The organism is Pantoea agglomerans NBRC 102470 (assembly GCF_001598475.1).
Taxonomy (GTDB): domain Bacteria; phylum Pseudomonadota; class Gammaproteobacteria; order Enterobacterales; family Enterobacteriaceae; genus Pantoea; species Pantoea agglomerans.
In genome coordinates this window covers 332771-358210 of the sequence record NZ_BCZA01000002.1, presented here as the reverse complement: position 1 = coordinate 358210, position 25440 = coordinate 332771, and the positions used below count along the sequence as shown (strand labels likewise).

Genomic DNA, 25440 nt, shown 5'->3' with positions numbered 1-25440 from the left:
CCGGCTATTCATCTGGCAGTGCTTCAAGGTCTGCGGAGATAATTGCCGGTAGGTTTTGAGTAATCTTTTCTACCGGCCAGTCCCACCAGGCCAGCTTCTCTAGTCGGGAAATGGTTTCATCAGTAAAACGCTGTCTGATCACTCTGGCCGGGTTGCCACCCACAATCGAATAGGCCGGGACATCCGACGTCACAACAGAACGTGACGAGATTATTGCGCCGTTACCGATTTTAACGCCTGGCATAATCAGCGCCTGATAACCCATCCATACATCATTACCAATCACCGTATCGCCTTTATAGGGAAGATCGCCGGCCTGAGGCTGGGCTGTTTCCCATCCATTTCCGAAAATGTAAAACGGAAAAGTGGAGAAACCTGCCATGTTATGGTTTGCCCCGTTCATGATGAACTGAACGCCTCTGGCTATCGCGCAGAATTTACCAATGATCAGTTTGTCACCAATAAAAGGGAAGTGATAAAGGACATTGCGCTCGAAGTTTTCTGAGTCTTCAGGGTCATCATAATAAGTAAAATCCCCAATTATGATGTTGGGGTTTTTCACCGTATTTTTGATAAAACAAACCTGTGGGAAGCCTTTCATTGGATGGGGATTGGCGGGATCCGGTCCGTACATATTCTCTCCATTAAGCGCAACGTTAGTTCGTTCCAGTGTACACCAGGCAGCCAGTCGTTCTATGCGAACAGGCTCAATGCCTGCTTGCTGTAAATCCCTGACTACCACATTCACCTCTCCTTCACCACCCCGTCACGGTTCTGTCATCTGATCCCCTCAAGCTAACACCATCCCGCAGCGTCTTTTCACTGCGTTCCCACTCTGTAACCCGTGAGGATTTCATCGTGATGGAGTTATCCAGACATCCGACCACTGTCTATCAGGCTGTTGCCGCACAACTGGAGCAGGCGCTGAAAGAGCGCTACCGCTGCGGCGACTATCTTCCTTCCGAACAACAGCTGGCCGATCACTATGAGGTTAATCGCCACACGCTGCGTCGGGCGGTGGATGAGCTGGTGCACAAAGGGCTGCTGCAGCGCCGTCACGGCGTCGGCATCCTGGTTTTGATGCGCCCTTATGACTATCCGCTGCATGCCCAGGCGCGATTCAGCCAGAACCTGCTGGAGCAGGGCAGTCATCCCACCAGCGAACGGCTGCTGGCGGTGCTGCGTCCGGCCAGCAACGACGTTGCCAATGCGCTGGGCGTGAAAGAGGGTGAAAACGTCATTCATCTGCGCACCCTGCGTCGCGCCAACGGCGTGCCGCTCTGCCTGATCAACCATTTCCTCGCCGACCTCAGCTGGTGGCCACAGCTTCAGCAATTTAACAGCGGGTCGCTGCACGACTTCTTGGTTGAGCACACCGGCAAGCAGCTGGTGCGCACCCAGACCCGCATCAGCACCCGCCGGGCGCAGGCCAAAGAGTGTCGGCAGCTCGACATCGCGCTGCATTCGCCGCTGCTCTGCGTACGGACCCTGAACAAAACCAGTGATGGCGCGGTGGCGGAATACTCCGTCAGCCTGACGCGCGGCGACATGATTGAACTGACTCTGGAGCACTAATGGAACAGCAAACGGATCGCCAGCGCTGGCTGTCGGTGCTGGCGCACAGCAGCGCCGCCTTGCTTGAGACGCACTGGCAGGCGCTTAACCTCCAGCCCGCCTTTACCCTGATCCGTCCGGCAGAGATCGGGCTGACACGGTTGCAGGCGCGGATGGGGGCCACCGGCAAACGCTTTGTGATGGGCGATGCCACGGTGACGCGCGCGGTGGTGCAGCTCAGCGACGGCACACTGGGTTACAGCTATCTGTTAGGGCGTGACAAAGCCCATGCCGAACGCTGCGCCCTGCTGGATGCGCTGTTGCAGCAGCCGGAAACCCGGCAACTGCTGGAAGAGAAGATTATTACCCCGCTGGCGGCGTGGCGCGATGAGCAGCGACAGCTGCGCGCCCGCGAGATCGCCAGCAGCAAAGTGGATTTCTTTACGCTGGTTCGCGGAGATAACTGATGACTTTACTGGCAAGTTTTAACCATCCGGTGGCGGATGCGCAGCGCGCGTTTCGCCGCATTCTGAAAGCGATGAGCGAACCGGGCGTGATGGTCTCGCTGCCGCTGCAACAGGGCTGGGGCGCACTGTCACCGGCGGCCACGGCGCTGCTGCTGACGCTGGTCGATCAGGAAAGCCCGGTCTGGCTGGATGCGAAAATCGACAACGAACAGCTGCGCAACAATCTGCGCTTCCATACCGGCGCGCCGATCACCACACAGCAGGATGCGCCTTTTGCCCTGAGCCATGCGGCTGCGCAGCCCGACCCGACGCAGTTCGCGGCCGGTGACAACATGTCACCGGAAAAAAGCACCACGCTGATTATCGAAGTGCCGTCACTGAATGGCGGCCTGACGCTGCGCCTCTCCGGCCCTGGCCTGCGCGAAACCCGGGCCATCGCGCCACAGCTGCCGGAAAGCGTGCTGGAATATCTGCGCACCCGTCCGCATCCGTTTCCACAGGGCGTGGATCTGATCTTCACCTGTGGCGAAGCGATCATGGCCGTGCCGCGCACCACCGTTGTGGAGGTGTGCTGATGTATGTCGCGGTGAAAGGGGGCGAAAAAGCCATTACGAACGCCCATCAGTTGCAGGCCGATCTGCGGCGCGGCGATCGGGCGGTAGCCGAACTCGGCTGCGATCAGGTGGCGCAGCAGCTGGGACTGGCGGTGGATCGGGTGATGACCGAAGGCGGGATTTACGATCCCGAACTGGCGGCGCTGGCGATTAAACAGGCCAGCGGCGATCTGGTGGAGGCGATCTTTCTGTTGCGCGCCTATCGCACCACGCTGCCACGCCTGGCGGAGAGCACGCCGCTGGCGACCGGTGCGATGCGCATCGAACGCCGCATCTCGGCGGTCTATAAAGATCTGCCGGGCGGCCAGGTGCTGGGACCAACTTACGACTACAGCCACCGTCTGCTCGACTTCACCCTGCTGGCCAATGGCGAAACGCCCGCCGCGCCGCGTGACGATCGTTCGGTACCTGACCAGTGCCCGCACATGTTCAGCATGATGAGCGATGAAGGGCTGGCCGCCGCCGAGATGGATGACGGCAGCGAGCCTGTCGATATCACTCGCGAGCCGATGAGCTTTCCCGCCTCACGCGCTGCGCGGCTGCAACAGCTGGTGCGTGGCGACGAAGGCTTTCTGCTGGCGCTCGGCTACTCGACCCAGCGCGGCTATGGCCGCACCCATCCGTTTGCCGGCGAGATCCGCACCGGCACTCTCAGCGTCAGTATCTGTCCCGAAGAGCTGGGTTTTGAGCTGGAGATCGGTGAGCTGCTACTGACGGAGTGTGAAATGGTCAACGGCGTTGCCCAAAGCGACGACACGGCGCCGCACTTTACCCGGGGTTATGGGCTGGTGTTTGGCCGCGCCGAACGTAAAGCGATGGCGATGGCGCTGGTGGACCGGGCGCTGCAAAGCCGCGAACAGCATGAGCGTGTTACCAGCCCGGCGCAGGACGAAGAGTTTGTGCTGTCGCACGCCGACAACGTGGAAGCCGCAGGCTTTGTCTCGCATCTCAAGCTGCCGCACTACGTCGATTTCCAGGCGGAACTGGAACTGCTGAAACAGCTGCAGCACGATTATCAGGAGCGTAACCATGGCTGAACTCACCGGCTATAACAACGGCTATCTCGATGAGCAGACCAAACGCACCATCCGCCGCGCCATCCTGAAAGCGGTGGCGATCCCCGGCTATCAGGTGCCGTTCGCCGGACGTGAGATGCCGATGCCCTACGGCTGGGGCACCGGCGGCATCCAGATCACCGCCAGCGTCATTGGCGATCAGGATGTGCTGAAGGTGATCGATCAGGGCGCAGATGACACCACCAATGCGGTGTCGATCCGTCAGTTCTTTAAGCGGGTCAGCAATGCTGCCACCACCGAGCGCACCGCCGATGCCACCCTGATCCAGACCCGGCACCGCATCCCGGAAACGCCGCTGGAAGAGGATCAGATCCTGATTTTCCAGGTGCCGATTCCGGAGCCGCTGCGCTTTATCGAGCCGCGCGAAACCGAAACCCGCACCATGCATGCGCTGGAGGAGTACGGCATCATGCAGGTGAAGCTGTATGAAGATATCGCCCGCTACGGCCACATCGCGACGACTTACGCCTATCCGGTCCGGGTCAACGATCGCTATGTGATGGATCCATCGCCCATTCCCAAATTCGACAACCCGAAGATGCACATGATGCCCGCGCTGCAGCTGTTTGGTGCCGGGCGTGAAAAACGCATCTACGCCTTACCGCCTTACACCCGCGTGGAAAGCCTGGACTTCGACGATCATCCGTTCACCGTGCAGCAGTGGGATGAACCCTGCGCGCTGTGCGGCTCGCGCCATAGCTATCTCGATGAGGTGGTAATGGACGATCAGGGAACGCGGATGTTTGTCTGCTCCGACACCGACTTTTGCCATCAGCAGCAGGAACAGCAACATGCACAGTGAACAGCCGCTGCTTGCGGTGAACCAGCTCACCCATCTTTATGCGCCGGGCAAAGGGTTTGAGCAGGTCAGTTTTGATCTCTTTCCCGGCGAAGTGCTGGGCATTGTCGGCGAGTCCGGCTCCGGTAAAACCACGCTGCTGCAAAGCCTGTCAGCGCGTCTGACGCCGCAGCAGGGCAGCATTCTTTATCAGAACCGCGACCTCTATCAGATGAGTGAAAGCGATCGCCGTCGCCTGCTGCGCACCGAATGGGGCGTGGTGCATCAGCATCCCATGGACGGGCTGCGTTCGCAGGTCAGCGCGGGCGGCAACATCGGCGAACGGCTGATGGCGACCGGACAGCGCCACTATGGCGACATCCGCGCCGAGGCGAGCCGCTGGCTGCAGGCAGTGGAGATTGACGCCGGTCGCATCGACGATTTGCCCACCACCTTTTCCGGCGGTATGCAGCAGCGTCTGCAGATCGCCCGGAACCTGGTGACGCAGCCGCAGTTGATGTTTATGGATGAGCCGACCGGCGGGCTGGATGTGTCGGTGCAGGCGCGACTGCTGGATCTGCTGCGGACGCTGGTGCGCGAACTGAATCTGGCGGTGGTGATTGTCACCCACGATCTCGGCGTGGCGCGACTGCTGGCGCATCGCCTGCTGGTGATGAAGCAGGGGCGGGTGGTGGAGAGCGGTCTGACTGACCGCGTGCTGGACGATCCTCATCATCCTTACACTCAACTGCTGGTCTCTTCGGTGCTCAATTAAATGACAACTATCACTCCGCGCCTGCGGGTAGAGAATTTGTGTAAAACCTTTGTGCTGCATAACCAGAACGGCGCGGCGCTGCCGGTGCTGCACAACGCCAGCCTGACGGCAGGCGAGGGCGAATGCGTCGTGCTGCACGGTCACTCCGGCAGCGGTAAATCCACACTGCTGCGCGCGCTTTACGGCAACTATCAGCCCGACAGCGGCCACATTCGGGTCGCGCATCAGGGCGAGTGGATCGACATGGCGCAGGCATCGGCGCGCCAGATTATCGCCCTGCGCCGTGACACGCTGGGCTGGGTCAGCCAGTTTCTGCGGGTGATCCCGCGCGTGCCGACGCTGGAGATTGTGATGCAGCCGCTGCTGGAGCGCGGCGTCGAGCGCGCCTTATGTGAAGCACGTGCCGCCGAACTGCTGACCCGGCTCAACGTGCCGCAGCGTCTCTGGTCGCTGGCCCCGTCCACTTTCTCTGGCGGAGAGCAGCAGCGCGTCAATATCGCTCGCGGCTTTATCGCCGACTATCCGGTGCTGCTGCTGGATGAACCCACCGCCTCGCTCGACAGTGTCAACAGCGAGGCGGTGGTGAGCCTAATTGAACAGGCGCGCGCCCGTGGTGCCGCCATCGTCGGTATTTTTCACGATCGGGCGGTGCGCGAGCGGGTAGCGGACCGGCTGCACCTGATGCACCCAATCGAGACAGGAGCGCAGGCATGATCATCAATAACGTCAGACTGGTGCTGGAAAACGAAGTGGTAACCGGATCGCTGGAGTTTCGCGACGAGCGCATCAGCAGCTTCAGCGAAACCACCAGCCAGCAGCCGGGCGCGCTGGATGGCGAGGGCGCCTGGCTGCTGCCGGGTCTGGTGGAGCTGCACACCGATAACCTCGATAAGTTTTTCACGCCGCGTCCGAAAGTGGACTGGCCGGCACACTCGGCGATGAGCAGCCACGATGCGCTGATGGTCTCCAGCGGCATTACCACGGTGCTGGATGCGATTGGCGTCGGGGATGTGCGCGACGGCGGGCACCGGCTGGATAACCTCAGCAAGATGATCGACGCCATCCGCGACAGCAACCGCAAAGGACTGAACCGGGCCGAGCATCTGCTGCATCTGCGCTGTGAACTGCCGCATCCCACCACTGCGCCGCTGTTTGAAGCGCTGATGGGCACGCCGGAGCTGGCGCTGGTGTCGCTGATGGACCATTCGCCGGGTCAGCGTCAGTACGCATCCCTGACGAAGTATCGCGAATATTATCAGGGCAAATATCAGCTCAACGATGCGGAGATGGATCAGTTCGAGCATGACCAGCTCACCCTGGCAGCAGAATGGTCACAGCCCAATCGTCAGGCGATTGCCGGACTCTGCCGGGAACATGGCATCGCCATTGCCAGTCACGATGATGCCACCGCGGCGCACGTTGAAGAGTCTCACGCCGCGGGCAGCCGCATCGCGGAGTTTCCGACCACGCTGGAGGCGGCACGCGCCTCGCGTTATCGCAATATGCAGGTGCTGATGGGCGCACCTAACATCGTGCGCGGCGGCTCGCACTCCGGCAACGTCGCCGCCTGGGAGCTGGCGTCACACGGCCTGCTGAATATTCTCTCGTCTGATTACTATCCGGCGAGCCTGCTGGATGCGGCGTTCCGGCTGGCAGATGATGAGCGCAACAGCCTCGGCATGGCGCAGGCGATTGCACTGGTCACCTGTAACCCGGCGCGCGCCTTAGGGCTCGAAGATCGCGGGGTAATCGCCGAAGGCTGCCGCGCCGATCTGGTGCTGGCGCATACCGCACACGGCTACCCGCACGTGCGGCATGTCTGGAGCAAAGGCCGGCAGGTGTACTGATGGCGCGGCTGATCTGGCTCACCGGTCCCTCGGGTTCGGGTAAGGACAGCCTGCTGGATGCGCTGCGGGCGGCACCTCCGCCACGGCTGCTGATCGCCCATCGCTACATTACCCGCGCCGCCGATGCGGGCGGCGAAAACCATGTGGCGCTGACCGAGGCGGAGTTTGCCCGTCGCGCCGCGCTGGGACTGTTCGCGGTGAGCTGGCAGGCGCACGGTTTCAGCTATGGCATTGGCTGTGAGACGGAGCAGTGGCTGCTGCGCGGGCAGAATGTGGTGGTGAACGGTTCGCGGCTGCATCTGGCGCAGGCGCAGGCCCGTTTCGGCTCGCAGCTGCTGCCGGTCTGTCTGCAGGTCACACCCGCCGTGCTGGCAGCGCGGCTGCGCCAGCGCGGACGGGAAGATGAGGCGGAGATCGCCCGGCGGCTGGCGCGCGCCGCACAGCCGCAGCCCGATGGCTGCCTTATCCTCAACAACGACGGCGCGCTGGCGGATACCGTGTGCCTGCTGCGTCAGATACTGGAGGCGCATCAATGAAACTCTCTTATCCTGGCACCGGCGGTGACAGTCCGGCATCGACATCCGCTACCAACGGCGCATCAATGAAACTCACTTTTCTGGGTACTGGCGGGGTCACTGCCGCACCGCTGCCGGGCTGTGACTGCCGCGCCTGTCAGCGGGCGCAGCTCAACAGTGGCTACGCGCGTGCACCCTGCAGCGCGCTGATTGAGTTTGGTCGCGAGCGCATCCTGCTGGATGCCGGTCTGCCGCTGCTGGCGTCGCGCTTCCCGCCCGGCACGCTGACGCGCATTCTACTGACTCACTACCACATGGATCATGTGCAGGGGCTTTTTGCACTGCGCTGGGGAGTGGGCGCGCCGATTCCGGTCTGGGGTCCACCCGATCCGCGAGGCTGTGACGATCTCTATAAACATCCTGGCCTGCTCGATTTCCGTCCCGCCTTAACCCCGTTTGTAGCGCACGCCTTTGGAGAACTGCAGGTCACACCGCTGCCGTTGCAACACTCGAAGCTGACGCATGGCTATCTGTTCGACTGGCACGGCACCCGGCTCGCCTGGCTGTGTGATACCTGCGGATTGCCACCCGACACCGCCGACTTCCTGCGCGGCCAGCCGCTGGATCAGTTAGTGATTGACTGCAACGATCCGCCGCGCCCAGAGCCGCGTAACCATAATGATGTGACCCAGGCGCTGGCGATAGCAGAGATGCTCCAGCCGCGTCAGACCTGGCTCACCCATCTCAGTCATGAGATGGATAACTGGTTAGCTGAGAACCCGTTACCGGACGGCGTGCTGGCTGCCCGTGACGGCCAGACATTGCTGTGCGGCGCGCACTGGCCTGTCACGGTTTGATCATCTGACTGTCATCTCGTGTTCATCGCGTCACGCCTTAATAACCCGCAGAACGCAATCAGCGATGACGGAGAAACCATGGCACAGGCACTTCTGAAAACGGTGGTCGACAACGACCTGCCACCGGCCAGCCTTAGCGGACAAAAAGTGTTGTCGGTGCAGAAACTGAGCAAAGCCTACGGCGACACTCAGGTGCTGGATCAGGTCAGCTTCGACCTGCACGCCGGTGAGCTGGTGGCGGTGATTGGCCGCTCTGGCGCGGGTAAATCGACCCTGCTGCACATGCTCAACGGCACGATTGAAGCGACTTCCGGCGCGATTATTAGTCTGCATCATGGCGAAGCGGATCGTAACGTGGTTACGCTCAACAGCCGCCAGCTGCGCGAATGGCGCAGCCAGTGCGGCATGATCTTTCAGGATTTCTGTCTGGTGCCACGCCTCGACGTGCTGACCAACGTGCTGCTGGGCCGTCTGAGCCAGACCGGTACGCTGAAATCCTTCTTTAAAATCTTCTCCGACAATGACCGGGCGCACGCCATCGAACTGCTGCAGTGGATGAACATGCTGCCGCAGGCGCTGCAGCGGGCGGAAAACCTCTCTGGCGGTCAGATGCAGCGTGTGGCGATCTGCCGTGCCCTGATGCAGAACCCCAAAATCCTGCTGGCCGATGAGCCGGTGGCGTCACTCGATCCCAAAAATACCAAGCGCATCATGGATGTGCTGCGTCAGGTCAGCGAGCAGGGCATCAGCGTGATGGTCAACCTGCACTCGATTGAGCTGGTGAAAAGCTACTGCACCAGGGTGATTGGCATTCAGCGCGGCGTGGTGCTGTTTGACGGCCATCCTTCAGGACTGACCGACAGCCTGCTGCACCAGCTGTACGGCGATGAACTTAACCAAATCCATTAACTTCCACAGCAAGAGAACAACCCCGAATGAAACTGACTTCTTTAGCACTCCTGACCAGTGTAATGGCGTTTGGTGTCAGCGCAGCGGATGCGCCGAAACAGCTTAATCTGGGGATTCTGGGCGGTCAGAACGCCACCCAGCAGATTGGCGATAATCAGTGTGTTAAGACCTTCTTTGATAAAGAGCTGGGTGTGGATACCCAGATGCGCAACGCCTCCGACTACTCTGGCGTGATTCAGGGTCTGCTGGGTGGCAAGATCGATATGGTGCTGAGCATGTCGCCAGCCTCGTTTGCGTCGGTCTACATTCAGGACCCGAAAGCGGTGGATGTGGTTGGCATTGTGGTGGATGACAAAGATCAGTCACGCGGCTACCACTCGGTGGTGATCGTCAAAGCGGACAGCCCCTACAAAAAGCTGGAAGACCTGAAAGGGAAATCTTTCGGTATGGCCGATCCCGACTCGACGTCCGGCTTCCTGATGCCTAACCAGGCGTTCAAGAAAATGTTCGGCGGCTCAGTGGATGACAAATATAACAACACCTTCTCCAGCGTCACCTTCTCCGGCGGCCATGAGCAGGACATTCTGGGCGTGCTGAACAACCAGTTTGATGGCGCAGTGACCTGGACCTCACTGGTCGGTGACTACAACAGCGGCTATACCTCTGGCGCGTTTGGCCGTCTGATCCGCATGGACCATCCTGATCTGATGAAGCAGATCCGCATTATCTGGCAGTCACCGCTGATCCCCAACGGTCCGGTGCTGGTCAGCAACAAGCTGCCCGCTGACTTTAAAGCGAAAGTGGTGTCGGCGATTAAAAAGCTGGATAAGGAAGATCACGCCTGCTTCGTGAAAGCGGTGGGCGGCGAGCAGCACATCGGTCAGGCGACGGTTGCCGATTATCAGAACATCATCGATATGAAGCGCGACCTGATGAAAGGCAGCCGCGGCTAAATCCAGCTACTTCTTATCTTCTCCGCTCAGGCGGGGAAAGCGGGACGCAGCAAACTCGCCTGCGTCCCGCTGCTTTAGCGCCGGAGATCCCCTTTGACCGAATTCGAACACTACTATCAACGCATCCGCCGCCAGCAGAAACGAGACACGCTGCTCTGGTCACTGCTGCTGGTGGCACTCTACCTGGCGGCGGGCAGGGTGGCAGAATTTAATCTGCACACCGTCTGGCAGTCGCTGCCGCACTTCTTTGACTACCTGCACGAAATCCTGCCGGTACTGCATCTGCCGCTGCTGTTTGCCGACGGCAAGACCGAAGGCTCGCTGGCTTACTGGGGCTACCGTCTGCCGATCCAGCTGCCGCTGATCTGGGAAACACTACAACTGGCGCTGGCTTCGACGCTGGTGGCGGTGGCACTGGCCGCGGTGCTGGCCTTTTTCGCCGCCGACAATACCCAGACGCCGGTCAGCGTGCGGATGACGATTCGCGCCTTTGTCGCCTTCCTGCGCACCATGCCGGAGCTGGCGTGGGCGGTGATGTTTGTGATGGCCTTTGGCATCGGTGCGATCCCCGGTTTTCTGGCGCTGGCGCTGCACACCGTGGGCAGCCTGACCAAGCTGTTTTACGAGGCGATTGAGTCGGCGTCGGATAAGCCGGTGCGCGGCCTGGCCGCCTGCGGAGCCAGCAAGCTGCAGCGGATGCGTTTCGCTTTCTGGCCACAGGTTAAGCCGGTCTTTCTCTCCTACAGCTTTATGCGACTGGAGATTAACTTCCGCTCCTCAACCATCCTTGGGCTGGTCGGGGCGGGCGGCATCGGCCAGGAGCTGATGACTAACATCAAACTGGACCGCTACGATCAGGTCAGTATTACGCTGCTGCTGATCCTGATTGTGGTGTCGCTGCTGGATACGCTCTCCGGCCAGCTTCGTCGCCGTGTGACAGGAGACAGGACATGATAAGCACCGTTCCCGATATCGCGCTAATGAAGCAGCAGCATCGTGAACTCTTCGCCGCACAGCCGCGCTATCTGCGTCGCCTGGCGCTGATGACACTGGCAGTGCTGCTCTATTACCTCTTTTTCTTCTCGGTATTTGGTCTGGAGTGGTCGCGTTTGCTGATGGGCTGTCAGCAGCTGGGGCGCTATTTCCTGCGGATGTTTGTCTGGCACGACTTCCTGAACTGGCCGTTTGGCTACTATCTGTCGCAGGTCGGTATCACCTTAGGGATTGTCTTTGCCGGTACGCTGACTGCCTCGCTGCTGGCGCTGCCGCTGTCGTTTCTGGCGGCGCGCAACGTGATGCACAGCCGAACCGCGAAACCGCTGGCGTTTCTGATGCGCCGTCTGTTTGACGTGTTGCGCGGCATCGACATGGCGATCTGGGGGCTGATCTTCGTCCGGGCGGTCGGCATGGGGCCGCTGGCCGGGGTGCTGGCGATTATCCTGCAGGATGTCGGTCTGCTCGGCAAACTCTACGCCGAAGGGCACGAAGCGGTGGAGCGTTCACCGGGTCGCGGACTGGGCGCAGTCGGCGCCAACAGCCTGCAGAAACACCGCTTCGGCATCTTCACCCAGTCATTCCCGCAGTTTCTGGCGCTGAGCCTTTACCAGATAGAGTCCAATACCCGCTCAGCGGCGGTGCTGGGCTTTGTCGGCGCCGGGGGCGTCGGTCTGGTTTACGCTGAGAATATGCGCCTGTGGAACTGGGATGTGGTGATGTTCCTGACGCTGATTCTGGTGGTGGTAGTGATGGTGATGGATGTGATCTCCAGCCGCCTGCGCAAGCGCTACATCAGCGGGAAGCCGGTGCCGTTGTGGCAGCCTGCTGCGCGCGATTAAGCCTTTCGCTGCGCTGCCAGGCGCGCTGTAACGCCTGCACCAGCTGTGCCTGCTGCCAGGGTTTCGCCAGCCGTTCGCACAGCGGCAGCGTCACCGGCTGGTGGCGCAGGTCCTGACCGCTGATAAGCAGCGTCGCCAGCTGCGGCCAGTTCTGCTGCGCCTGGCGGATCACCTCCGCGCCGTTAATCTCGCCGGGTAGCATCAGGTCGCTGATCAGCAGGTCGATATCAGGTGTCTGGCGCAGCAGCGCCAGCGCCTCTTCACCGTCACCACACTCCAGCGTCAGATAACCCAGTTGATGCAGATGCTCACAGAGTGTCTGGCGCACCGCCGGTTCATCATCCAGCACCAGCACCAGCCGGTTACTGGCCGCCTCAATGTCCGTCTCAATGTGCACAGTCGATGGCGGGGCGATCACTGCGGCGGCAGCAGCTTCCGGCGCGCGTGGCAACAGCAGTCGCACCGTGGTGCCCTGGCCTGGCGCGGTTTCCAGTTCGATCTGGCCGCCAGACTGCCTTACGAAGCCATAAACCATCGACAGGCCCAGCCCGCTGCCGCTGCCGGTAGCTTTGGTGGTGAAAAAAGGCTCAAACACCTGCTCACGAACCCCTGCCGACATGCCGCAGCCGTGGTCTATCACCTCAATTGTGACCCTGTCACGCTTCTCATCGCCCTCCAGACGACGCTGATTCCAGATGCGCAGCCGGATTTCGCCGCTTTGCTGATGCATCGCATCTCGGGCATTCACCACCAGATTCATCAGCGCATTTTCCAGCTGGCTGGCATCAATCCAGGCGGGCCAGCCGGGACGCTGTGCATCAATAATCAGCTGCTGACCGGGCAGCAGCGAGTGCTGTAGCAGCCCCTGCAGATTATCCACCAGCGTCACCACCGACACCGCACGCGGATAGAGAGCCTGCTTGCGTGAGAACGCCAGCAGCCGCTGGGTCAGCTGGGCAGCGCGGTCGGCCGCCTGTCGCGCCCGATCAATCCGGCTGGCCAGCGGGCCGGGCGTCAGCTGGCCTTCGGTCAGCGCCAGACTGCCGATAATCACCGCCAGCAGATTGTTGAAGTCATGCGCCAGTCCGCCGGTCAGCTGGCCGACCGCCTTCATCTTCTGGCTATGCTGCAGTGCCTCCTCCAGCGTTTTACGCGAGGTCCGGTCCAGCACGGTATTGACCATGCCGCGCCGCGGAATCGGGCTGAAGCGCAGCTCCAGCGTACGACCATCGGCCAGCCGGATCTCCTGCGGTTCACCAGGATCGTGCAGATCCACCGCCAGCGGCGCCAGCAGTTGCTGCCAGGGAACGCCGCGATGCAGTTCATGCGGCGCGATGCCGAGCAGCTCCGCATACTGGGCGTTCCACACCACCAGCTGACCGTTGTTATCAAACAGCGCAAAGCCGTCGCGCATCGCCAGAAAGGTGGATTCCAGCTGATTACTCTTCTCTTTCAGCAGCCGTGAGGTGTGAGCCAGTGAGGCGGTGTTACGGGCAAAGACGTTAAACGCCCGCGCCAGCTCGCCCAGCTCGTCGCGACGTTGCAGCCCTGGCACGCTGACGTTCTGCTCGCCCTGCGCCAGCCGCGTCATGGCCCCGGCAATCGCCGTCAGGCTCGACCCGAGATTGCGGTAGATGTAGATACCGGCATAGCCGGTAATTGCCAGCGCCAGCAGCGCAAACAGCGCGATAAAGCCGATGATGGAATCCAGCTCACGGTGGGTCGCCAGGGTGCGCGCCTCACTCTGTAACGCCACCTGCTGCACCGAGGCGCTGATATCTTCATTCAGCATCGCCACCAGCGCTTTAATCCGGTAGGTGGCATAGGCGATCGCCAGGTCGCTCTGCTCCAGCGCCTCTGCCAGCGGCAGCAGGCGCTGCTGGGTGGCCAGCAGTCGCTGCACGTTTTCGCCGGTCACGCCCGTCAGCGGCACGTTGCGCCACTGCGCCATCACCTGCTGGAGCTGTTCGATGACGGCGATGGGCGAGGGTGTGCGGATCGCGATGGTGATCAGCCGTTCGGTTTGCTCCCGCAGCGCGGCATCCGGCAGCGTCCGCTGTTCCCGCTGTACCAGCTGGTCGATATGGCTGAGCAGAATCTGTGTCTGCCACAGGTCGCTCAGCATGTTGTTGCGCTGCAGATGACGCTGGTGGCCGGTCAGCAGCAGGCTGTTAATCGTCTGTTCCAGCATCAGGCTGCGGGCACGGATCCGGGCGATGCGCTCCGGCTGACGCGCCGCCAGCGGCGCACTGGCCAGCAGGCTTAGCGACTGCTGCAACGCCTGCTGATTCTGCTGCAGCCGCTGTGATTCGCTCTGATACTCCAGCGCGCCCACCACCTGTGACAGCCGCACCGCCGCTGTTGCCACGTTGGCGGTATCCCGCGCCAGCGCCAGGCTGCCGTTCATGTCGGCCAGGGTCTGCGCCTGCGCCTGCTCCTGAATCGCCCCGGCATGACGAAAGCCGAAGATCGCCACCACGCTGACCATCAGCGTGACCGACACCACCAGCAGATTGAACAGCAACAGGCGTCCACGTGCCCCGGCCTGCCACGGATAAGTGCGCTGCATCCCACGACCTCTTATTCACTGCAACGATGGGCCGAGTATAGGAGCGTGCAGGCGGGCGTTTATGACAAATATGAACGGCCGCTGACATTTTCCGTTTATCTGGCGTTGCTTTACTGACGGCTATCCACAGTCCGCAGGAGCGAGGCGATGACAGCCACACCGATACTGGAAATGCGGGGAATTACCCGGCGCTTCGGCAGCTTTTATGCCCTGAAGGGCGTCGATCTCACGGTTTATCCCGGTGAGGTCCACGCGCTGATGGGGGAGAACGGCGCAGGTAAAAGCACACTGATGAAGATTCTGGCCGGTGCCTATACCGCCAGCAGCGGGGAAATTTTAATTGAAGGCAAGCCCTGGGCGCTGAAAGGGCCGAAAGAGGCACTGGCCGCCGGGATCACCCTGATTTATCAGGAGATCAACCTGGCACCCAACCTGACGGTGGCAGAGAACATTTTTCTCGGCAGCGAAATCGCGCCCGGCGGGCTGGTGAAGCGGCGGCAGATGGCCGAAGAGGCGCAGCGGGTCATTGACCGGCTCGGCGCGCAGTTCAGCGCCTGGGATCTGGTCAGCCGTCTGAGCATCGCCGAGCAGCAGCAGGTGGAGATCGCCCGCGCGCTGCAGCGCAACAGCCGCATTCTGGTGATGGATGAGCCGACCGCCGCGCTCTCCAACCGCGAAACCGAACAGCTGTTCGCGCTGATCAAACGGCTGCGCAGCGAAGGCATGGCGATCATCTATATCAGCCACCGCATGGCGGAGGTGTATGAGCTGTCCGATCGCGTCAGTGTGCTGCGCGACGGGGAGTATGTGGGCAGCCTGACCCGTGACCAGCTCAACGCCAGCGAACTGGTGCGGATGATGGTCGGACGGCCGCTCAGCGACCTGTTTAACAAAGACCGTGCTATCCCGCTGGGTGATATCCGGCTGGCGGTCAATCACCTTACCGACGGCGGCAAAGTGCATCCCAGCAGTCTTGAAGTGCGGGCCGGAGAGATTGTCGGGCTGGCCGGGCTGGTGGGCGCAGGCCGCAGCGAACTGGCACAACTGATTTTTGGTGTGCACAAGCCGAAAGAGGGCGAGATCTGGATCGATGGCGAGAAGGTCACCATCCATTCACCGCGCGATGCAATTGCACGCGGCATCGGTTTCCTCACCGAAAACCGCAAAGAGCAGGGACTGTTTCTGGAGATGGCGGCGCAGGAGAACATCGTGATGGCGACGCTGGAACGTGACGCCAGTTACGGGATGCTGAACCGCCGCAAAGGGCAGACCATCGCCAATGAGGCGATCGCTTCACTCAATATTCGCGTTCCTCACGCTCAGGTCCGGGCGGGCGGTCTGTCGGGCGGTAACCAGCAGAAGCTGCTGATTTCGCGCTGGGTGGCGATTGGTCCGCGCATTCTGATCCTCGATGAACCGACGCGCGGCGTCGATGTCGGGGCGAAAAGCGAGATCTACCGCATGATGCAGGAGATGGCGCGGCAGGGCGTGGCGATTCTGATGATCTCCAGCGAACTGCCGGAAGTGGTCGGGATGAGCGACCGCGTTTACGTGATGCACGAAGGCACCATCGTCGGTGAGCTGGAGGGCAGCCACATCAGTCAGGAAAATATTATGACGCTGGCAACCGGTGCGCACAGCGCGTCAGCAGGCGAAATCTAAGGAGACCACCATGACACAACTGGCCCGCACCAAAGCACCGACGCTGAAACGCGCCCTGATGGGCGATCTGCTGCAAACGGTGGGTATCCTGCCGATTCTGATCCTGATCGTGGCGGTATTTGGTTTCGTCACGCCGAACTTCTTCACCGAAGCAAACCTGCTCAATATCACCCGTCAGGCGTCGATTAACATCGTGCTGGCGGCGGGCATGACCTTTGTGATCCTCACCGGCGGCATCGACCTGTCGGTGGGGTCAATGCTGGGGACCACCGCGGTGGTGGCGCTGGTAGCATCACTGGATCCAATGCTGGCTTCCATGACCATTCCGATGGCGCTGGGCGCAGGCCTGGTGATGGGGCTGTTCAACGGCATCCTGGTCGCCTGGGCCGGATTGCCGCCCTTTATCGTCACGCTTGGCACCTACACCGCGCTGCGCGGAGCCGCTTACCTGCTGGCGGATGGCACCACAGTGATCAACTCCGATATTAACTTTGAGTGGATCGGCAACGGCTATCTCGGGCCGGTGCCGTGGCTGATTGTGATTGCCTTTGCGGTGATCGCCATTTGCTGGTTCATCCTGCGCCGCACCACGCTGGGCGTTCATATCTACGCGGTCGGCGGCAATATCCAGGCGGCGCGTCTCACCGGTATCAAGGTCGGAATGGTGCTGCTGTTTGTCTACGGCATGAGCGGCCTGCTGTCGGGGCTGGGCGGTCTGATGAGTGCCTCGCGGCTTTACAGCGCCAACGGCAACCTTGGGGTTGGCTATGAGCTGGATGCGATTGCGGCGGTGATCCTCGGCGGCACCAGCTTTGTCGGCGGCATCGGCACCATCACCGGCACCCTGATTGGCGCACTGATTATCGCCACGCTGAATAACGGCATGACGCTGATGGGGGTCTCCTACTTCTGGCAGCTGGTAATCAAGGGTGCGGTCATCATCATCGCGGTCCTGATCGACAAATACCGTACCCGTCATCATGTGAGTTGAGTCTTATAAGGGCGGATGTGCTATTTCACCTCCGCAACCTAAAAAACGCCATTAAGTGGTTGGCACCTTGAAAACAGCAGGAGAAGGTCTATGCGTTTTAATCCGATTGTAACCGGGCTGCTGGCGGCGACGCTGTTCAGTACCGGCCTGGCTCAGGCAAAAGAACTCAAATCTATCGGCGTAACGGTCGGCGATCTGGCAAACCCCTTCTTCGTGCAGATCACCAAAGGCGCTGAGATGAAGGCACGTCAGCTGGCGGGCGATAAGGTGAATGTGACGCTGGTCTCCAGCGGCTACGATCTCGGTCAGCAGGTGGGCCAGATTGATAACTTTATTGCGGCCAAAGTCGACATGATTATTCTCAACGCCGCCGACTCCAAAGGGATCGCTCCGGCGGTGAAGCGGGCGCGTGATGCCGGTATCGTCGTGGTGGCGGTCGACGTGGCGGCCGATGGCGCGAATGCGACCATCACCTCCGATAACACCGAGGCGGGCGCAATGGCCTGTAAATATATTGCTGACCGCCTGAAGAACAAAGGTAACGTGGTGATCATCAACGGACCACCGGTCTCTGCGGTGCAGAACCGCGTTGAAGGCTGCATGACCGAACTGAAAACCCATCCTGACATCAAGCTGCTCTCTTACAACCAGAACGCCAAAGGCAGTCGTGAAGGCGGACTGGAAGTCATGACCGGTCTGCTCTCTGCCAATCCAAAAATTGATGCGGTGTTTGCCATCAACGACCCCACAGCGATTGGTGCAGACTTAGCGGCGAAACAGGCGCAGCGCAGTGAGTTCTTTATCGTTGGCGTCGATGGCTCGCCGGACGGTGAAGAGGCGCTGAAGCGCAAGAATTCACTGTTCGTCGCGACGCCTGCGCAGGACCCACAGGTCATGGCCGCCAAAGCGGTCGAGATCGGTTATGACATTCTGCAGGGCAAACCGGCACCGGACAAACCGGTGCTGATCCCGGTGAAACTGATCGATCGTAATAATATCGGCAGCTACCAGGGCTGGACGGTGAAATAAGCTTTAGTGCGGCACCTCTAGGGTGCCGCTCTCAGGAGGCCACCATGCAACGTTCAGAGGTTAATTATTACCTGCAACATACGCGCGAGTTTTTCCGACAGCAGGATGTGCATCTGCCGCCGTGGGCCGATTTCGATGTGAGCCAGTGGCGGGCTCAGGATCGTGAGGTAGCGCAGGAGATTCTGGCGTTGCGGCTGGGCTGGGATCTCACCAGTTTTGGCGCAGCTGATTTTCTGCAGACCGGGCTGACGCTGTTTACTCTGCGCAACGGTTCACCAGGCGGGCAGCCGTGGCATAAACCCTACGCCGAGAAAATAATGCACGTGCGGGAAGGGCAGCAGACGCCCATGCACTACCATCCGCACAAGATGGAAGACATCATTAATCGCGGCGGCGGGAATCTGATTGTCGAACTGCATAACCGCGACGGTGACGGGCTGGCTGACTCGCTGGTGGCGGTGTCGCTGGATGGCTTGCGCCAGACCCATGCCGCCGGTTCACAGCTGCGGCTCTCACCGGGTGAAAGCGTGACGCTGGAGGCGGGCATCTGGCACAGCTTCTGGGGGGAAAGTGGCTTCGGCGACGTGCTGGTGGGCGAGGTGTCGATGCCCAACGATGATGAAAACGACAATGTGTTTCTGACGCCGCTGGCTCGTTTCAACCCACTGGAGGAAGATGAAGCGCCGCGCTGGCTGCTGTGCAACGATTACGCGCACTGGCTATCCTGAGCGCGGCAGGCGTAATCAGGCAATCTGACTGGCACGCGTTGTTGAATCGGGTTTCACCACATCGGCCGAAAAGACATAACCCAGTCCGCGAATGGTGCGGATCAGGTTGGGCTGGTGCGGATTGATTTCGATTTTACGGCGCAACCGCATGATCAGCACGTCGATGGTGCGATCAAACACGTCGAGACTTTCGCTATGGGTCAGCTCCAGCAACTGATCGCGGGTAAGCACTTTTCGGGCGTGGCGAACCAGCGCGCGTAACAGGCTATATTCCCCCTGGGTCAGCGGCACCAGCTCGCGCTGCGGATTAAAAAGCTGGCAGCGGCCATCATCCAGTTGCCAGCCGCCAAAACGCCAGCCCTCCTGTTCAGGGTCTGCCTGGGCAATGCGTCCGCTGCGGCGCAGGGCCGCCCGGGTTCGCGCCACCACCACGCGTGGATTAAAGGGTTTGGCGATGTAGTCATCTGCGCCCATCTCAAGGCCCACCACCATCTCCGCTTCAGAACCCATACCGGTCAGCATAATCACCAGCACTTCGGGTCGCTGACGCTGAAGCTGCTGCAACACCAGTAGCCCGTTTGTATCGGGCAGCATCATATCCAGCATCACCAGCGAGATTTCCGGGTGTTCGCCGAGCATCGATAGCGCCTCGCGTCCCTGATGACAGCGGTAGACCGTTAACAGATGTTCACTTAACGCATCCTGCAAGACGTCGCAGACTGCAGGATCATCATCCACCACCAAAATTGCTGGCTTCATTGCGCGGCCTCAATGTTACGAAAGAGTTAATTCAGGAGTCTACACAGGCCAGAAAAGGTTGCTGAGGCAGCGTGCTGAAACGTGACCAGCTTCGCCTGTGAGAGTGCGGAAGCGTGCGCTGGCGCAGAGTTTTTCGGGGCTGCCTGTTTGCCGCAGGAAAACGATTGCGCGGCATCGGTGCATTGCACCATAATCGCGCCTCGTTTTGGTTCGGAATTCTCTTAGGCGTACCCGGCTCTGCCAGGTAATCGATTGCGTCGGTAGATGGCATGGCAATTGCTTTGGGCAGTGGGTAAGTCAGGGATTTCAGGCGATTCTGGCACGCAAGTATGCAGCGGCCGGCATCAGTGTCCCGGAAACAGAATAATCAGCATGCAAACCCCTTTGGCAAGTGAGACTGATGTCTCCTGTATCGAGAGATGATGATGTTAGAAAAACTATTCAAACTCAAAGCGCATAACACGACGGTTCGTACTGAGATTATCGCCGGGATCACCACCTTCCTGGCGATGGCTTATATTCTGTTTGTGAACCCAAGCATTCTGGGCGCGACCGGCATGGACAAGGGCGCGGTATTTGTTGCCACCTGTCTGGCGGCGGCGATTGGCTGCGTGCTGATGGGGCTGATCGCCAACTATCCGATTGCGCTGGCGCCGGGTATGGGACTGAACGCCTTTTTCACCTACACCGTTGTGCTGCACATGGGCTATACGTGGCAGATTGCGCTGGGCGCGGTGTTTCTCTCGGCGGTGATTTTCTTCGCGATGTCGCTATTTAAGATTCGTGAATGGATTATTGCCAGTATTCCGCTGCCGCTGCGCGCCGGGATTGGTGCCGGTATCGGGCTTTTTCTGGCACTGATTGCGCTGGAAGGGGCGGGCATTGTGGTCGATAACCCGGCAACGCTGGTGGGCATTGGCGATCTGACTAAACCGGGTCCGCTGCTGGCGATGCTCGGCTTTGTGGTTATCGTGGTACTGGAAGCGCGTCGGGTGACGGGCGCAGTGCTGATCGGTATTCTGCTGGTGACCTTTATCTCCATGGGCATTGGTCTGTCGCCCTTTGCCGGGGTCTTCTCTGCACCGCCGTCGATTGCACCGACCTTTATGCAGCTGGATATTGCCGGCGCGTTTAACGTCGGCCTGATCAGCGTGATTTTTGCCTTCCTGTTTGTTGACGTGTTTGATAACACGGGCACGCTGCTGGGTGTGACCAAACGCGCCGGTCTGGCGGATGAGCAGGGTAACGTGCCGAAGATGGGCCGTGCGCTGATTGCTGACAGTGCGGCTGCGCTGTTTGGTTCGCTGCTCGGCACCTCGACCACTACCAGTTATGTGGAATCGGCGGCGGGCGTGAGTGCCGGTGGCCGTACCGGCCTGACCGCGATTGTGGTCGCCGTGCTGTTCCTGCTGGCCCTGTTTTTCTCGCCGCTGGCCTCCAGTGTTCCGGTTTATGCCACCGCGCCTGCGTTGCTGTTTGTGGCGGTGCTGATGGCATCGGGTCTGGCAGAGATTGACTGGAAAGATATCACCACCGCCGCGCCGGTCACCGTGACCGCGCTGACCATGCCGCTGACCTATTCGATCGCCAACGGCATCGCGTTTGGTTTTATTACCTGGACGCTGGTGAAGCTGCTGAGCGGACGCGCGAAAGAGGTGAATGCGGCGCTGGTGATCCTGTCGATTCTGTTTGTGATTAAGCTGGGATGGTTGAGTGCTTAGTTGTTGCCTGGCGGCAGGGGGGCGCTTAGCAGCGGGCGGATTTCGCTGTGCAGCGGGCAGGCACACTGAGTAAGTTTCGCCTGGCAGCGGGCTGGCTGTGAGCAGGTTACGCCGCCCAGGCGTTCGGGAGTTTCAGGTCATTTAGCTGCGCGTTAGCACTGAGCGGGTTACGCCCGCCAGTCGATGGGGAGTTCCAGGTTGCCCGTGCAGGCGGACGCGTTAAGGGTCGGACGCCCGCCCCTTAACAATCCCAGCGTCCGGCGTCCGGCTGTCTGCGCGCCCCGCTATGCGGGGTACCTTCGTCACGCCTTGCGGCCGACGGACCGTCCGGACTCGCCATCCCTGGCTCGTGCCGTCCTTTCGCCGACGTCCTGTCGGCTCCCGGCTTCAGGTTGTTCCTCAGCGCTGCGGACGCCTCTGGCAAACCCCTGCCGGTGGGTTTGTTACCCGGATGGGCAGGGCTCAATTTACTGAAAGCGGGGAAGGAGCAGACTGGTTTCGCTTTGCTGCGGGCTGACACTGAGCGCTTTAGTTGTGAATTAACCCGTGATAATTGCGGTTCTCGCCTGTTTAATAAAAATGCAGCCAGGAGAGCAGAGATACAGAGATATTAAGGCATGGGTGGATTTAGTTGCCGCCATCTCCCCCGTTACCTCCCGTGTTGCCACCATTTCCTCCTGCGCCGCCCGCATCACCTTTACTTGATGTATCAGGATTATCGGCACTCCCACTATTGCCGCCATTATCTCCGTTAGTGCCCTCTCCGGTACGCCTCCTTTGCCTTCCGCGCCTCTGTTTTCACCATTACTTTGTTGTCCGTCTTTTGTGCAGACGGGCAGGCTCATCAACGCACTCAGCGGGTGTTCTGCCTGAAGGCTGGCTCGATACTGCCGGGCTGGAAGAGCATCCTTATGCTTGTCTGTTCTGCCATATTCACCGCAAGAATAAAATTCTCATCGCATGCGTCACATTTCAGCTAAAACGATACGGCTAAAGCAGGGACCAGCACATACTCAGATTGGTCACGGGGTGTTCAAGCCGGTCATAAGCCACAATTGATAAAAAAATGGCTCCCATGGGAGCCAAGTACTGCATGTTTATAGGTCATCAAATATCCCTGGTGAAGGGTATAAAAGTTATCGGCCATCTTTCAGCATAATTAAGCGCAGCCACAATAGATTAAACCTGACAGACATCAAATTTTTCAGATGCCAGTACATTTAAAACCCCATCCTGTAAGCGCCACTCTGCACATCTGAACCAGTGCAACTCCTGCACCCGTGAGGAGCCTGCGATCTCAATTTATTCACCACGTCAGCTTAACTGCAATTTTTTACAGCGGTCGGTAGGTTATTATTATGATGGTTTTCCATCATCTTTTTATAAAAATAAGTGGTTAATTTGCAGGTTAATTTTATTTTTTAAATTATTTTTAAGGGTGGTGTTTATTTAAGCGAATAAAATCATGGGTATCCTGGTCGCGGGTTTTGCTTCAATGCTAAAAATTATTTTAACACGCTGTGCCAGCTGTCTGGCATCCGGAGTGACGTTAATTACATAACTGTTATTACCAGGAAAATTGCCGATAAATTATAAGCCAGGCGCTAACGCCCGAACATCATGCTGAGAGACAAAGAGTTCATTAAGGTTCAGAAAATTTCCGGATTTTCTCTTTGGATGCTGTTACTGACCTGGATAGCTGTTGCGCGAGTCCTGCAGGAGGCCCTGGTAAAACTGCGTAATCTCGCAGGAGAAGTGACCCGTGTCACCAGTCAGATTAGCGATAACAACGACATTCTGGCGGGTCTGACTGAGCTGCAGGCTGCAACGACGGCAGTAAGGACTGCCAAATATCAGATTCAGTCATTAAGCGCCATTACTGGCCGCTTTAAATTGAGGAGGTATAACGTCGGTGAGTGAGCGATTGGTCAGCCTGTTGCTACTGTTTATGCCCAACCTCAGCTGGGTGATGCAATGCAAAAAGGGTGAGATATATTTTTCAATATGAACCAGGCCAACGCGATAAGAACGTCACCATAGTGACTACTGTACTGATAGTATTTCACTATTATGACGATATCTGCGCCTGAGTTTTAACTTAATTAAGTGATGAACGGGTAGCTGAATGCACCAGAAGTATGAGCACGTTAAAGACATAAAGGCACGTATTGACCTGTTACTTTTACAACTCAGCGAGGGCCGTTATACCTCGCTTGATACCTATATCAATAACTTAGCGCTTCTGAAAGTTGCTTATCGTGAATTAGAGCCGTTAACCAGTGATCCTGATTTTCTCTTCTGGTTGCAGCAAAAAGATCCCACATTTCTGCTCGAGATTGCCCTGACTGGAAGGGTGTTAATGGCACTGCAAAATTTCTTCAGGTTAGCGTCCGGTGACAATGAATGAGATCAAGAGAGGGAACAGCCTAATCATTTCTTTTCATCCCTGGCACCCTCGTTTTGCAATACCGATTCCAGAAATTTTCTCTGTTGCTCTGTCAAATCAAGCCGTTTTATTTTCTGAACAAGCTGTTCTGGAGGAACGTCACCATAACTGCGGCTTTTTTTATGATGCTGGTCTGCCGCTAAAGCATGGTTAAAGAAAGAGAATATCAGAATCCAGAACAGCGCACAGAACAGGCACAGCAATGTCCAGACAGTTCTTCGTTTTATTTTCAATGCATGTGCTCCGGTTTTCTATTATTCAGACAGTCTGGTTTTACTAACTCAAATTAGCATGGCATTTTGAATCAAAATTGTTTAGATGAAGCAGTATGCACGGCTGATTTATCGGTGCAATACACCCATAGTGATGTTTTCGATATCTTTTAGTGAAAAATATAAAGGCAAATATATGAAGCTGCATCACCTGCGTTATTTCATTGCTGTCGCGGAAGAAGGGCACTTTGGCCGCGCAGCTGAACGGTTAGGGATTGGTCAGCCGCCTCTGAGTTTGCAGATACAGCGTCTGGAAAAGCAGATGAAAATAAAATTGTTTAATCGTCGTTCCAGAGGGGTTGAACTTACTGAAGGCGGAAGTGTGTTACTTAAGCATGCGCGACATATTCTGGCCAATGTTGATGATGCATTGAGTGATGTGCAACGCTTCAGGCGGGGTGAATGCAACGAAATAAATTTAGGATTTGCAGGCGGAACCTATTTCAACCGGGAAATCGCCGCTCGCCTTTGTCAGTTTAAGTGTAATCATACTGAGTTACTGCTGAAGTCCGTACTTGAAGGCCACACGCCTGATCTTATCCGGAAGCTTCTTGAAGGAACTATAGATGCGGCATTTATTCGACCACTAACGGATACGCTGGATGGCCTTGAGCTTACGCCAGTCTTACAGGAGACGCTGGCTGTTGTTTTGCCGGTAAATCATCGGCTTGCTCTTTCAGGAGGCGCTATTTCGCTGGATATGCTCGCCCCGGAGCCGTTTGTTCTCTGCGAGAGAAACAACATCGGGAGAATGTTCGATACTCTTATGGCTGCCTGTCATCAGGCTGGATTCACACCTGTACATGGGCAGGAGGCGCTACAGATTGAGGCGATCATACCGATGGTAAGTGCCGGTTTTGGCATTTCAGTTGTTCCTGATTCTATGCGAAATAATCTGCATAGCGGGGTCGTGTTCTTATCGATTGAGGGGCAGACACTCAATACTGCCGTCATACTCGCAACCCGGTATCGTGATGCATCTCCGGCAATCGGTAAATTGGTGAATTCGCTTAAGAATGATAATGCGGGCGCTGATGATAAAAGAAAGCCGGTTTGAGATGGCTGAATGGTGGTGAGTTACAG

26 protein-coding genes are annotated in these 25440 nt (G+C 58.6%); 22 read left to right on the top strand and 4 right to left on the bottom strand.

Features of this window, described 5'->3' with window-relative positions; all coding sequences use genetic code 11:
• Nucleotides 1-4: 4 nt before the first annotated feature.
• Nucleotides 5-634, bottom strand: coding sequence for a Vat family streptogramin A O-acetyltransferase (locus PAG01S_RS05270; protein ID WP_062757910.1), 630 nt, complete (start codon nt 632-634; stop codon nt 5-7).
• 227 nt (nt 635-861) lie between these two features.
• Between PAG01S_RS05270 and phnF the strand changes: the two genes are divergently transcribed.
• The 14 genes from phnF to phnE (PAG01S_RS05200) all read left to right on the top strand — a co-directional run bounded on the left by phnF (nt 862) and on the right by phnE (PAG01S_RS05200) (nt 12180).
• Entirely contained in the window at nt 862-1575 is a 714-nt protein-coding gene (gene phnF, locus PAG01S_RS05265; protein ID WP_062757908.1) for a phosphonate metabolism transcriptional regulator PhnF, read from the top strand.
• On the top strand, nt 1575-2021 hold the full coding sequence (gene phnG, locus PAG01S_RS05260) for a phosphonate C-P lyase system protein PhnG (RefSeq protein ID WP_010247802.1): 447 nt from the start codon (nt 1575-1577) through the stop codon (nt 2019-2021). The genes phnF and phnG overlap by 1 nt, the downstream gene beginning before the upstream one ends.
• Nucleotides 2021-2596 (top strand): phosphonate C-P lyase system protein PhnH, encoded by a 576-nt coding sequence (gene phnH, locus PAG01S_RS05255; RefSeq protein ID WP_062757906.1) that lies wholly within the window; start codon nt 2021-2023, stop codon nt 2594-2596. Before phnG ends, phnH begins: the two co-directional genes overlap by 1 nt.
• The gene (locus tag PAG01S_RS05250; RefSeq protein ID WP_062757904.1) at nt 2596-3672 is read left to right on the top strand and encodes a carbon-phosphorus lyase complex subunit; all 1077 of its coding nucleotides are present in this window, start codon (nt 2596-2598) and stop codon (nt 3670-3672) included. Before phnH ends, PAG01S_RS05250 begins: the two co-directional genes overlap by 1 nt.
• Nucleotides 3665-4513: an alpha-D-ribose 1-methylphosphonate 5-phosphate C-P-lyase PhnJ gene (locus PAG01S_RS05245; protein WP_010247794.1), complete on the top strand. Its 849-nt coding sequence runs from the start codon at nt 3665-3667 to the stop codon at nt 4511-4513. The genes PAG01S_RS05250 and PAG01S_RS05245 overlap by 8 nt, the downstream gene beginning before the upstream one ends.
• Entirely contained in the window at nt 4503-5264 is a 762-nt protein-coding gene (gene phnK, locus PAG01S_RS05240) for a phosphonate C-P lyase system protein PhnK (RefSeq protein WP_033778916.1), read from the top strand. Before PAG01S_RS05245 ends, phnK begins: the two co-directional genes overlap by 11 nt.
• Nucleotides 5265-5978 (top strand): phosphonate C-P lyase system protein PhnL, encoded by a 714-nt coding sequence (gene phnL, locus PAG01S_RS05235; protein WP_033772090.1) that lies wholly within the window; start codon nt 5265-5267, stop codon nt 5976-5978.
• Nucleotides 5975-7111, top strand: a complete 1137-nt coding sequence (gene phnM, locus PAG01S_RS05230; protein ID WP_062757903.1) for an alpha-D-ribose 1-methylphosphonate 5-triphosphate diphosphatase — start codon at nt 5975-5977, stop codon at nt 7109-7111. The genes phnL and phnM overlap by 4 nt, the downstream gene beginning before the upstream one ends.
• On the top strand, nt 7111-7647 hold the full coding sequence (phnN, locus tag PAG01S_RS05225) for a ribose 1,5-bisphosphokinase (protein WP_010670885.1): 537 nt from the start codon (nt 7111-7113) through the stop codon (nt 7645-7647). The genes phnM and phnN overlap by 1 nt, the downstream gene beginning before the upstream one ends.
• 65 nt (nt 7648-7712) lie before the next feature.
• On the top strand, nt 7713-8483 hold the full coding sequence (gene phnP / locus PAG01S_RS05220; protein WP_062758074.1) for a phosphonate metabolism protein PhnP: 771 nt from the start codon (nt 7713-7715) through the stop codon (nt 8481-8483).
• 78 nt (nt 8484-8561) lie between these two features.
• Nucleotides 8562-9392, top strand: coding sequence for a phosphonate ABC transporter ATP-binding protein (gene phnC, locus PAG01S_RS05215; protein ID WP_010247776.1), 831 nt, complete (start codon nt 8562-8564; stop codon nt 9390-9392).
• A 26-nt stretch (nt 9393-9418) separates the two neighbouring features.
• Entirely contained in the window at nt 9419-10345 is a 927-nt protein-coding gene (gene phnD, locus PAG01S_RS05210; RefSeq protein WP_010247773.1) for a phosphonate ABC transporter substrate-binding protein, read from the top strand.
• 93 nt (nt 10346-10438) lie between these two features.
• Nucleotides 10439-11299 (top strand): phosphonate ABC transporter, permease protein PhnE, encoded by an 861-nt coding sequence (gene phnE, locus PAG01S_RS05205; RefSeq protein WP_062757901.1) that lies wholly within the window; start codon nt 10439-10441, stop codon nt 11297-11299.
• Nucleotides 11296-12180 carry a phosphonate ABC transporter, permease protein PhnE gene (gene phnE / locus PAG01S_RS05200; protein ID WP_010247767.1) on the top strand — a complete coding sequence of 295 codons (885 nt, stop codon included), beginning with the start codon at nt 11296-11298 and terminating at the stop codon, nt 12178-12180. The genes phnE (PAG01S_RS05205) and phnE (PAG01S_RS05200) overlap by 4 nt, the downstream gene beginning before the upstream one ends.
• On the opposite strand, the gene PAG01S_RS05195 is transcribed toward phnE (PAG01S_RS05200), so the two are convergent.
• The gene (locus PAG01S_RS05195; RefSeq protein WP_062757899.1) at nt 12134-14749 is read right to left on the bottom strand and encodes an ATP-binding protein; all 2616 of its coding nucleotides are present in this window, start codon (nt 14747-14749) and stop codon (nt 12134-12136) included. The genes phnE (PAG01S_RS05200) and PAG01S_RS05195 overlap by 47 nt on opposite strands.
• A 147-nt stretch (nt 14750-14896) precedes the next feature.
• Between PAG01S_RS05195 and PAG01S_RS05190 the strand changes: the two genes are divergently transcribed.
• The 4 genes from PAG01S_RS05190 (at nt 14897) to PAG01S_RS05175 (ending at nt 19159) form a co-directional block, all read left to right on the top strand.
• Complete coding sequence (locus PAG01S_RS05190) at nt 14897-16411, top strand: sugar ABC transporter ATP-binding protein (RefSeq protein WP_010247760.1); 1515 nt, start codon at nt 14897-14899, stop codon at nt 16409-16411.
• A gap of 10 nt (nt 16412-16421) precedes the next feature.
• A complete protein-coding gene (locus PAG01S_RS05185; RefSeq protein WP_010670880.1) occupies nt 16422-17402 on the top strand; it encodes an ABC transporter permease subunit in 981 nt (326 codons plus the stop codon).
• Between the two features lie 90 nt (nt 17403-17492).
• Complete coding sequence (locus tag PAG01S_RS05180) at nt 17493-18431, top strand: ABC transporter substrate-binding protein (protein WP_010247755.1); 939 nt, start codon at nt 17493-17495, stop codon at nt 18429-18431.
• 44 nt (nt 18432-18475) lie between these two features.
• Nucleotides 18476-19159, top strand: coding sequence for a D-lyxose/D-mannose isomerase (locus PAG01S_RS05175; RefSeq protein WP_045140228.1), 684 nt, complete (start codon nt 18476-18478; stop codon nt 19157-19159).
• A gap of 15 nt (nt 19160-19174) precedes the next feature.
• Here the strand turns inward: PAG01S_RS05175 and PAG01S_RS05170 are convergent, their stop codons facing one another.
• A complete protein-coding gene (locus tag PAG01S_RS05170) occupies nt 19175-19918 on the bottom strand; it encodes a response regulator (protein WP_062757897.1) in 744 nt (247 codons plus the stop codon).
• A gap of 422 nt (nt 19919-20340) precedes the next feature.
• Between PAG01S_RS05170 and PAG01S_RS05165 the strand changes: the two genes are divergently transcribed.
• From PAG01S_RS05165 to PAG01S_RS05150, 3 genes are all read left to right on the top strand, one after another.
• On the top strand, nt 20341-21639 hold the full coding sequence (locus tag PAG01S_RS05165; RefSeq protein WP_212685931.1) for an NCS2 family permease: 1299 nt from the start codon (nt 20341-20343) through the stop codon (nt 21637-21639).
• Between the two features lie 1677 nt (nt 21640-23316).
• Nucleotides 23317-23559 carry a hypothetical protein gene (locus PAG01S_RS05155; protein WP_140417637.1) on the top strand — a complete coding sequence of 81 codons (243 nt, stop codon included), beginning with the start codon at nt 23317-23319 and terminating at the stop codon, nt 23557-23559.
• A 205-nt stretch (nt 23560-23764) separates the two neighbouring features.
• Nucleotides 23765-24046: a hypothetical protein gene (locus PAG01S_RS05150; RefSeq protein WP_062757891.1), complete on the top strand. Its 282-nt coding sequence runs from the start codon at nt 23765-23767 to the stop codon at nt 24044-24046.
• A 23-nt stretch (nt 24047-24069) separates the two neighbouring features.
• On the opposite strand, the gene PAG01S_RS05145 is transcribed toward PAG01S_RS05150, so the two are convergent.
• Nucleotides 24070-24318, bottom strand: coding sequence for a hypothetical protein (locus tag PAG01S_RS05145; RefSeq protein WP_031591060.1), 249 nt, complete (start codon nt 24316-24318; stop codon nt 24070-24072).
• An 85-nt stretch (nt 24319-24403) separates the two neighbouring features.
• Here PAG01S_RS05145 and PAG01S_RS05140 point away from each other — a divergent pair, with 85 nt between their 5' ends.
• Entirely contained in the window at nt 24404-25414 is a 1011-nt protein-coding gene (locus tag PAG01S_RS05140) for a LysR substrate-binding domain-containing protein (protein ID WP_081114141.1), read from the top strand.
• Nucleotides 25415-25440 lie beyond the last annotated feature (26 nt).

What these genes read in the sequence shown, in the direction of transcription:
- phnL (WP_033772090.1), top strand. Translation starts at nt 5,265, where the DNA reads ATGACAACTATCACTCCGCGCCTGCGGGTAGAGAATTTGTGTAAAACC.
- PAG01S_RS05250 (WP_062757904.1), top strand. Translation starts at nt 2,596, where the DNA reads ATGTATGTCGCGGTGAAAGGGGGCGAAAAAGCCATTACGAACGCCCAT.
- phnH (WP_062757906.1), top strand. Translation starts at nt 2,021, where the DNA reads ATGACTTTACTGGCAAGTTTTAACCATCCGGTGGCGGATGCGCAGCGC.
- phnG (WP_010247802.1), top strand. Translation starts at nt 1,575, where the DNA reads ATGGAACAGCAAACGGATCGCCAGCGCTGGCTGTCGGTGCTGGCGCAC.
- phnE (WP_010247767.1), top strand. Translation starts at nt 11,296, where the DNA reads ATGATAAGCACCGTTCCCGATATCGCGCTAATGAAGCAGCAGCATCGT.
- PAG01S_RS05195 (WP_062757899.1), bottom strand. Translation starts at nt 14,749, where the DNA reads ATGCAGCGCACTTATCCGTGGCAGGCCGGGGCACGTGGACGCCTGTTG.
- phnC (WP_010247776.1), top strand. Translation starts at nt 8,562, where the DNA reads ATGGCACAGGCACTTCTGAAAACGGTGGTCGACAACGACCTGCCACCG.
- PAG01S_RS05270 (WP_062757910.1), bottom strand. Translation starts at nt 634, where the DNA reads ATGTACGGACCGGATCCCGCCAATCCCCATCCAATGAAAGGCTTCCCA.
- PAG01S_RS05150 (WP_062757891.1), top strand. Translation starts at nt 23,765, where the DNA reads ATGCACCAGAAGTATGAGCACGTTAAAGACATAAAGGCACGTATTGAC.
- PAG01S_RS05185 (WP_010670880.1), top strand. Translation starts at nt 16,422, where the DNA reads ATGACACAACTGGCCCGCACCAAAGCACCGACGCTGAAACGCGCCCTG.
- phnF (WP_062757908.1), top strand. Translation starts at nt 862, where the DNA reads ATGGAGTTATCCAGACATCCGACCACTGTCTATCAGGCTGTTGCCGCA.
- PAG01S_RS05175 (WP_045140228.1), top strand. Translation starts at nt 18,476, where the DNA reads ATGCAACGTTCAGAGGTTAATTATTACCTGCAACATACGCGCGAGTTT.
- phnN (WP_010670885.1), top strand. Translation starts at nt 7,111, where the DNA reads ATGGCGCGGCTGATCTGGCTCACCGGTCCCTCGGGTTCGGGTAAGGAC.
- PAG01S_RS05190 (WP_010247760.1), top strand. Translation starts at nt 14,897, where the DNA reads ATGACAGCCACACCGATACTGGAAATGCGGGGAATTACCCGGCGCTTC.
- phnK (WP_033778916.1), top strand. Translation starts at nt 4,503, where the DNA reads ATGCACAGTGAACAGCCGCTGCTTGCGGTGAACCAGCTCACCCATCTT.
- PAG01S_RS05180 (WP_010247755.1), top strand. Translation starts at nt 17,493, where the DNA reads ATGCGTTTTAATCCGATTGTAACCGGGCTGCTGGCGGCGACGCTGTTC.
- PAG01S_RS05245 (WP_010247794.1), top strand. Translation starts at nt 3,665, where the DNA reads ATGGCTGAACTCACCGGCTATAACAACGGCTATCTCGATGAGCAGACC.
- phnD (WP_010247773.1), top strand. Translation starts at nt 9,419, where the DNA reads ATGAAACTGACTTCTTTAGCACTCCTGACCAGTGTAATGGCGTTTGGT.
- PAG01S_RS05155 (WP_140417637.1), top strand. Translation starts at nt 23,317, where the DNA reads ATGCTGTTACTGACCTGGATAGCTGTTGCGCGAGTCCTGCAGGAGGCC.
- phnM (WP_062757903.1), top strand. Translation starts at nt 5,975, where the DNA reads ATGATCATCAATAACGTCAGACTGGTGCTGGAAAACGAAGTGGTAACC.
- PAG01S_RS05170 (WP_062757897.1), bottom strand. Translation starts at nt 19,918, where the DNA reads ATGAAGCCAGCAATTTTGGTGGTGGATGATGATCCTGCAGTCTGCGAC.
- PAG01S_RS05140 (WP_081114141.1), top strand. Translation starts at nt 24,404, where the DNA reads ATGAAGCAGTATGCACGGCTGATTTATCGGTGCAATACACCCATAGTG.
- PAG01S_RS05165 (WP_212685931.1), top strand. Translation starts at nt 20,341, where the DNA reads ATGATGTTAGAAAAACTATTCAAACTCAAAGCGCATAACACGACGGTT.
- phnP (WP_062758074.1), top strand. Translation starts at nt 7,713, where the DNA reads ATGAAACTCACTTTTCTGGGTACTGGCGGGGTCACTGCCGCACCGCTG.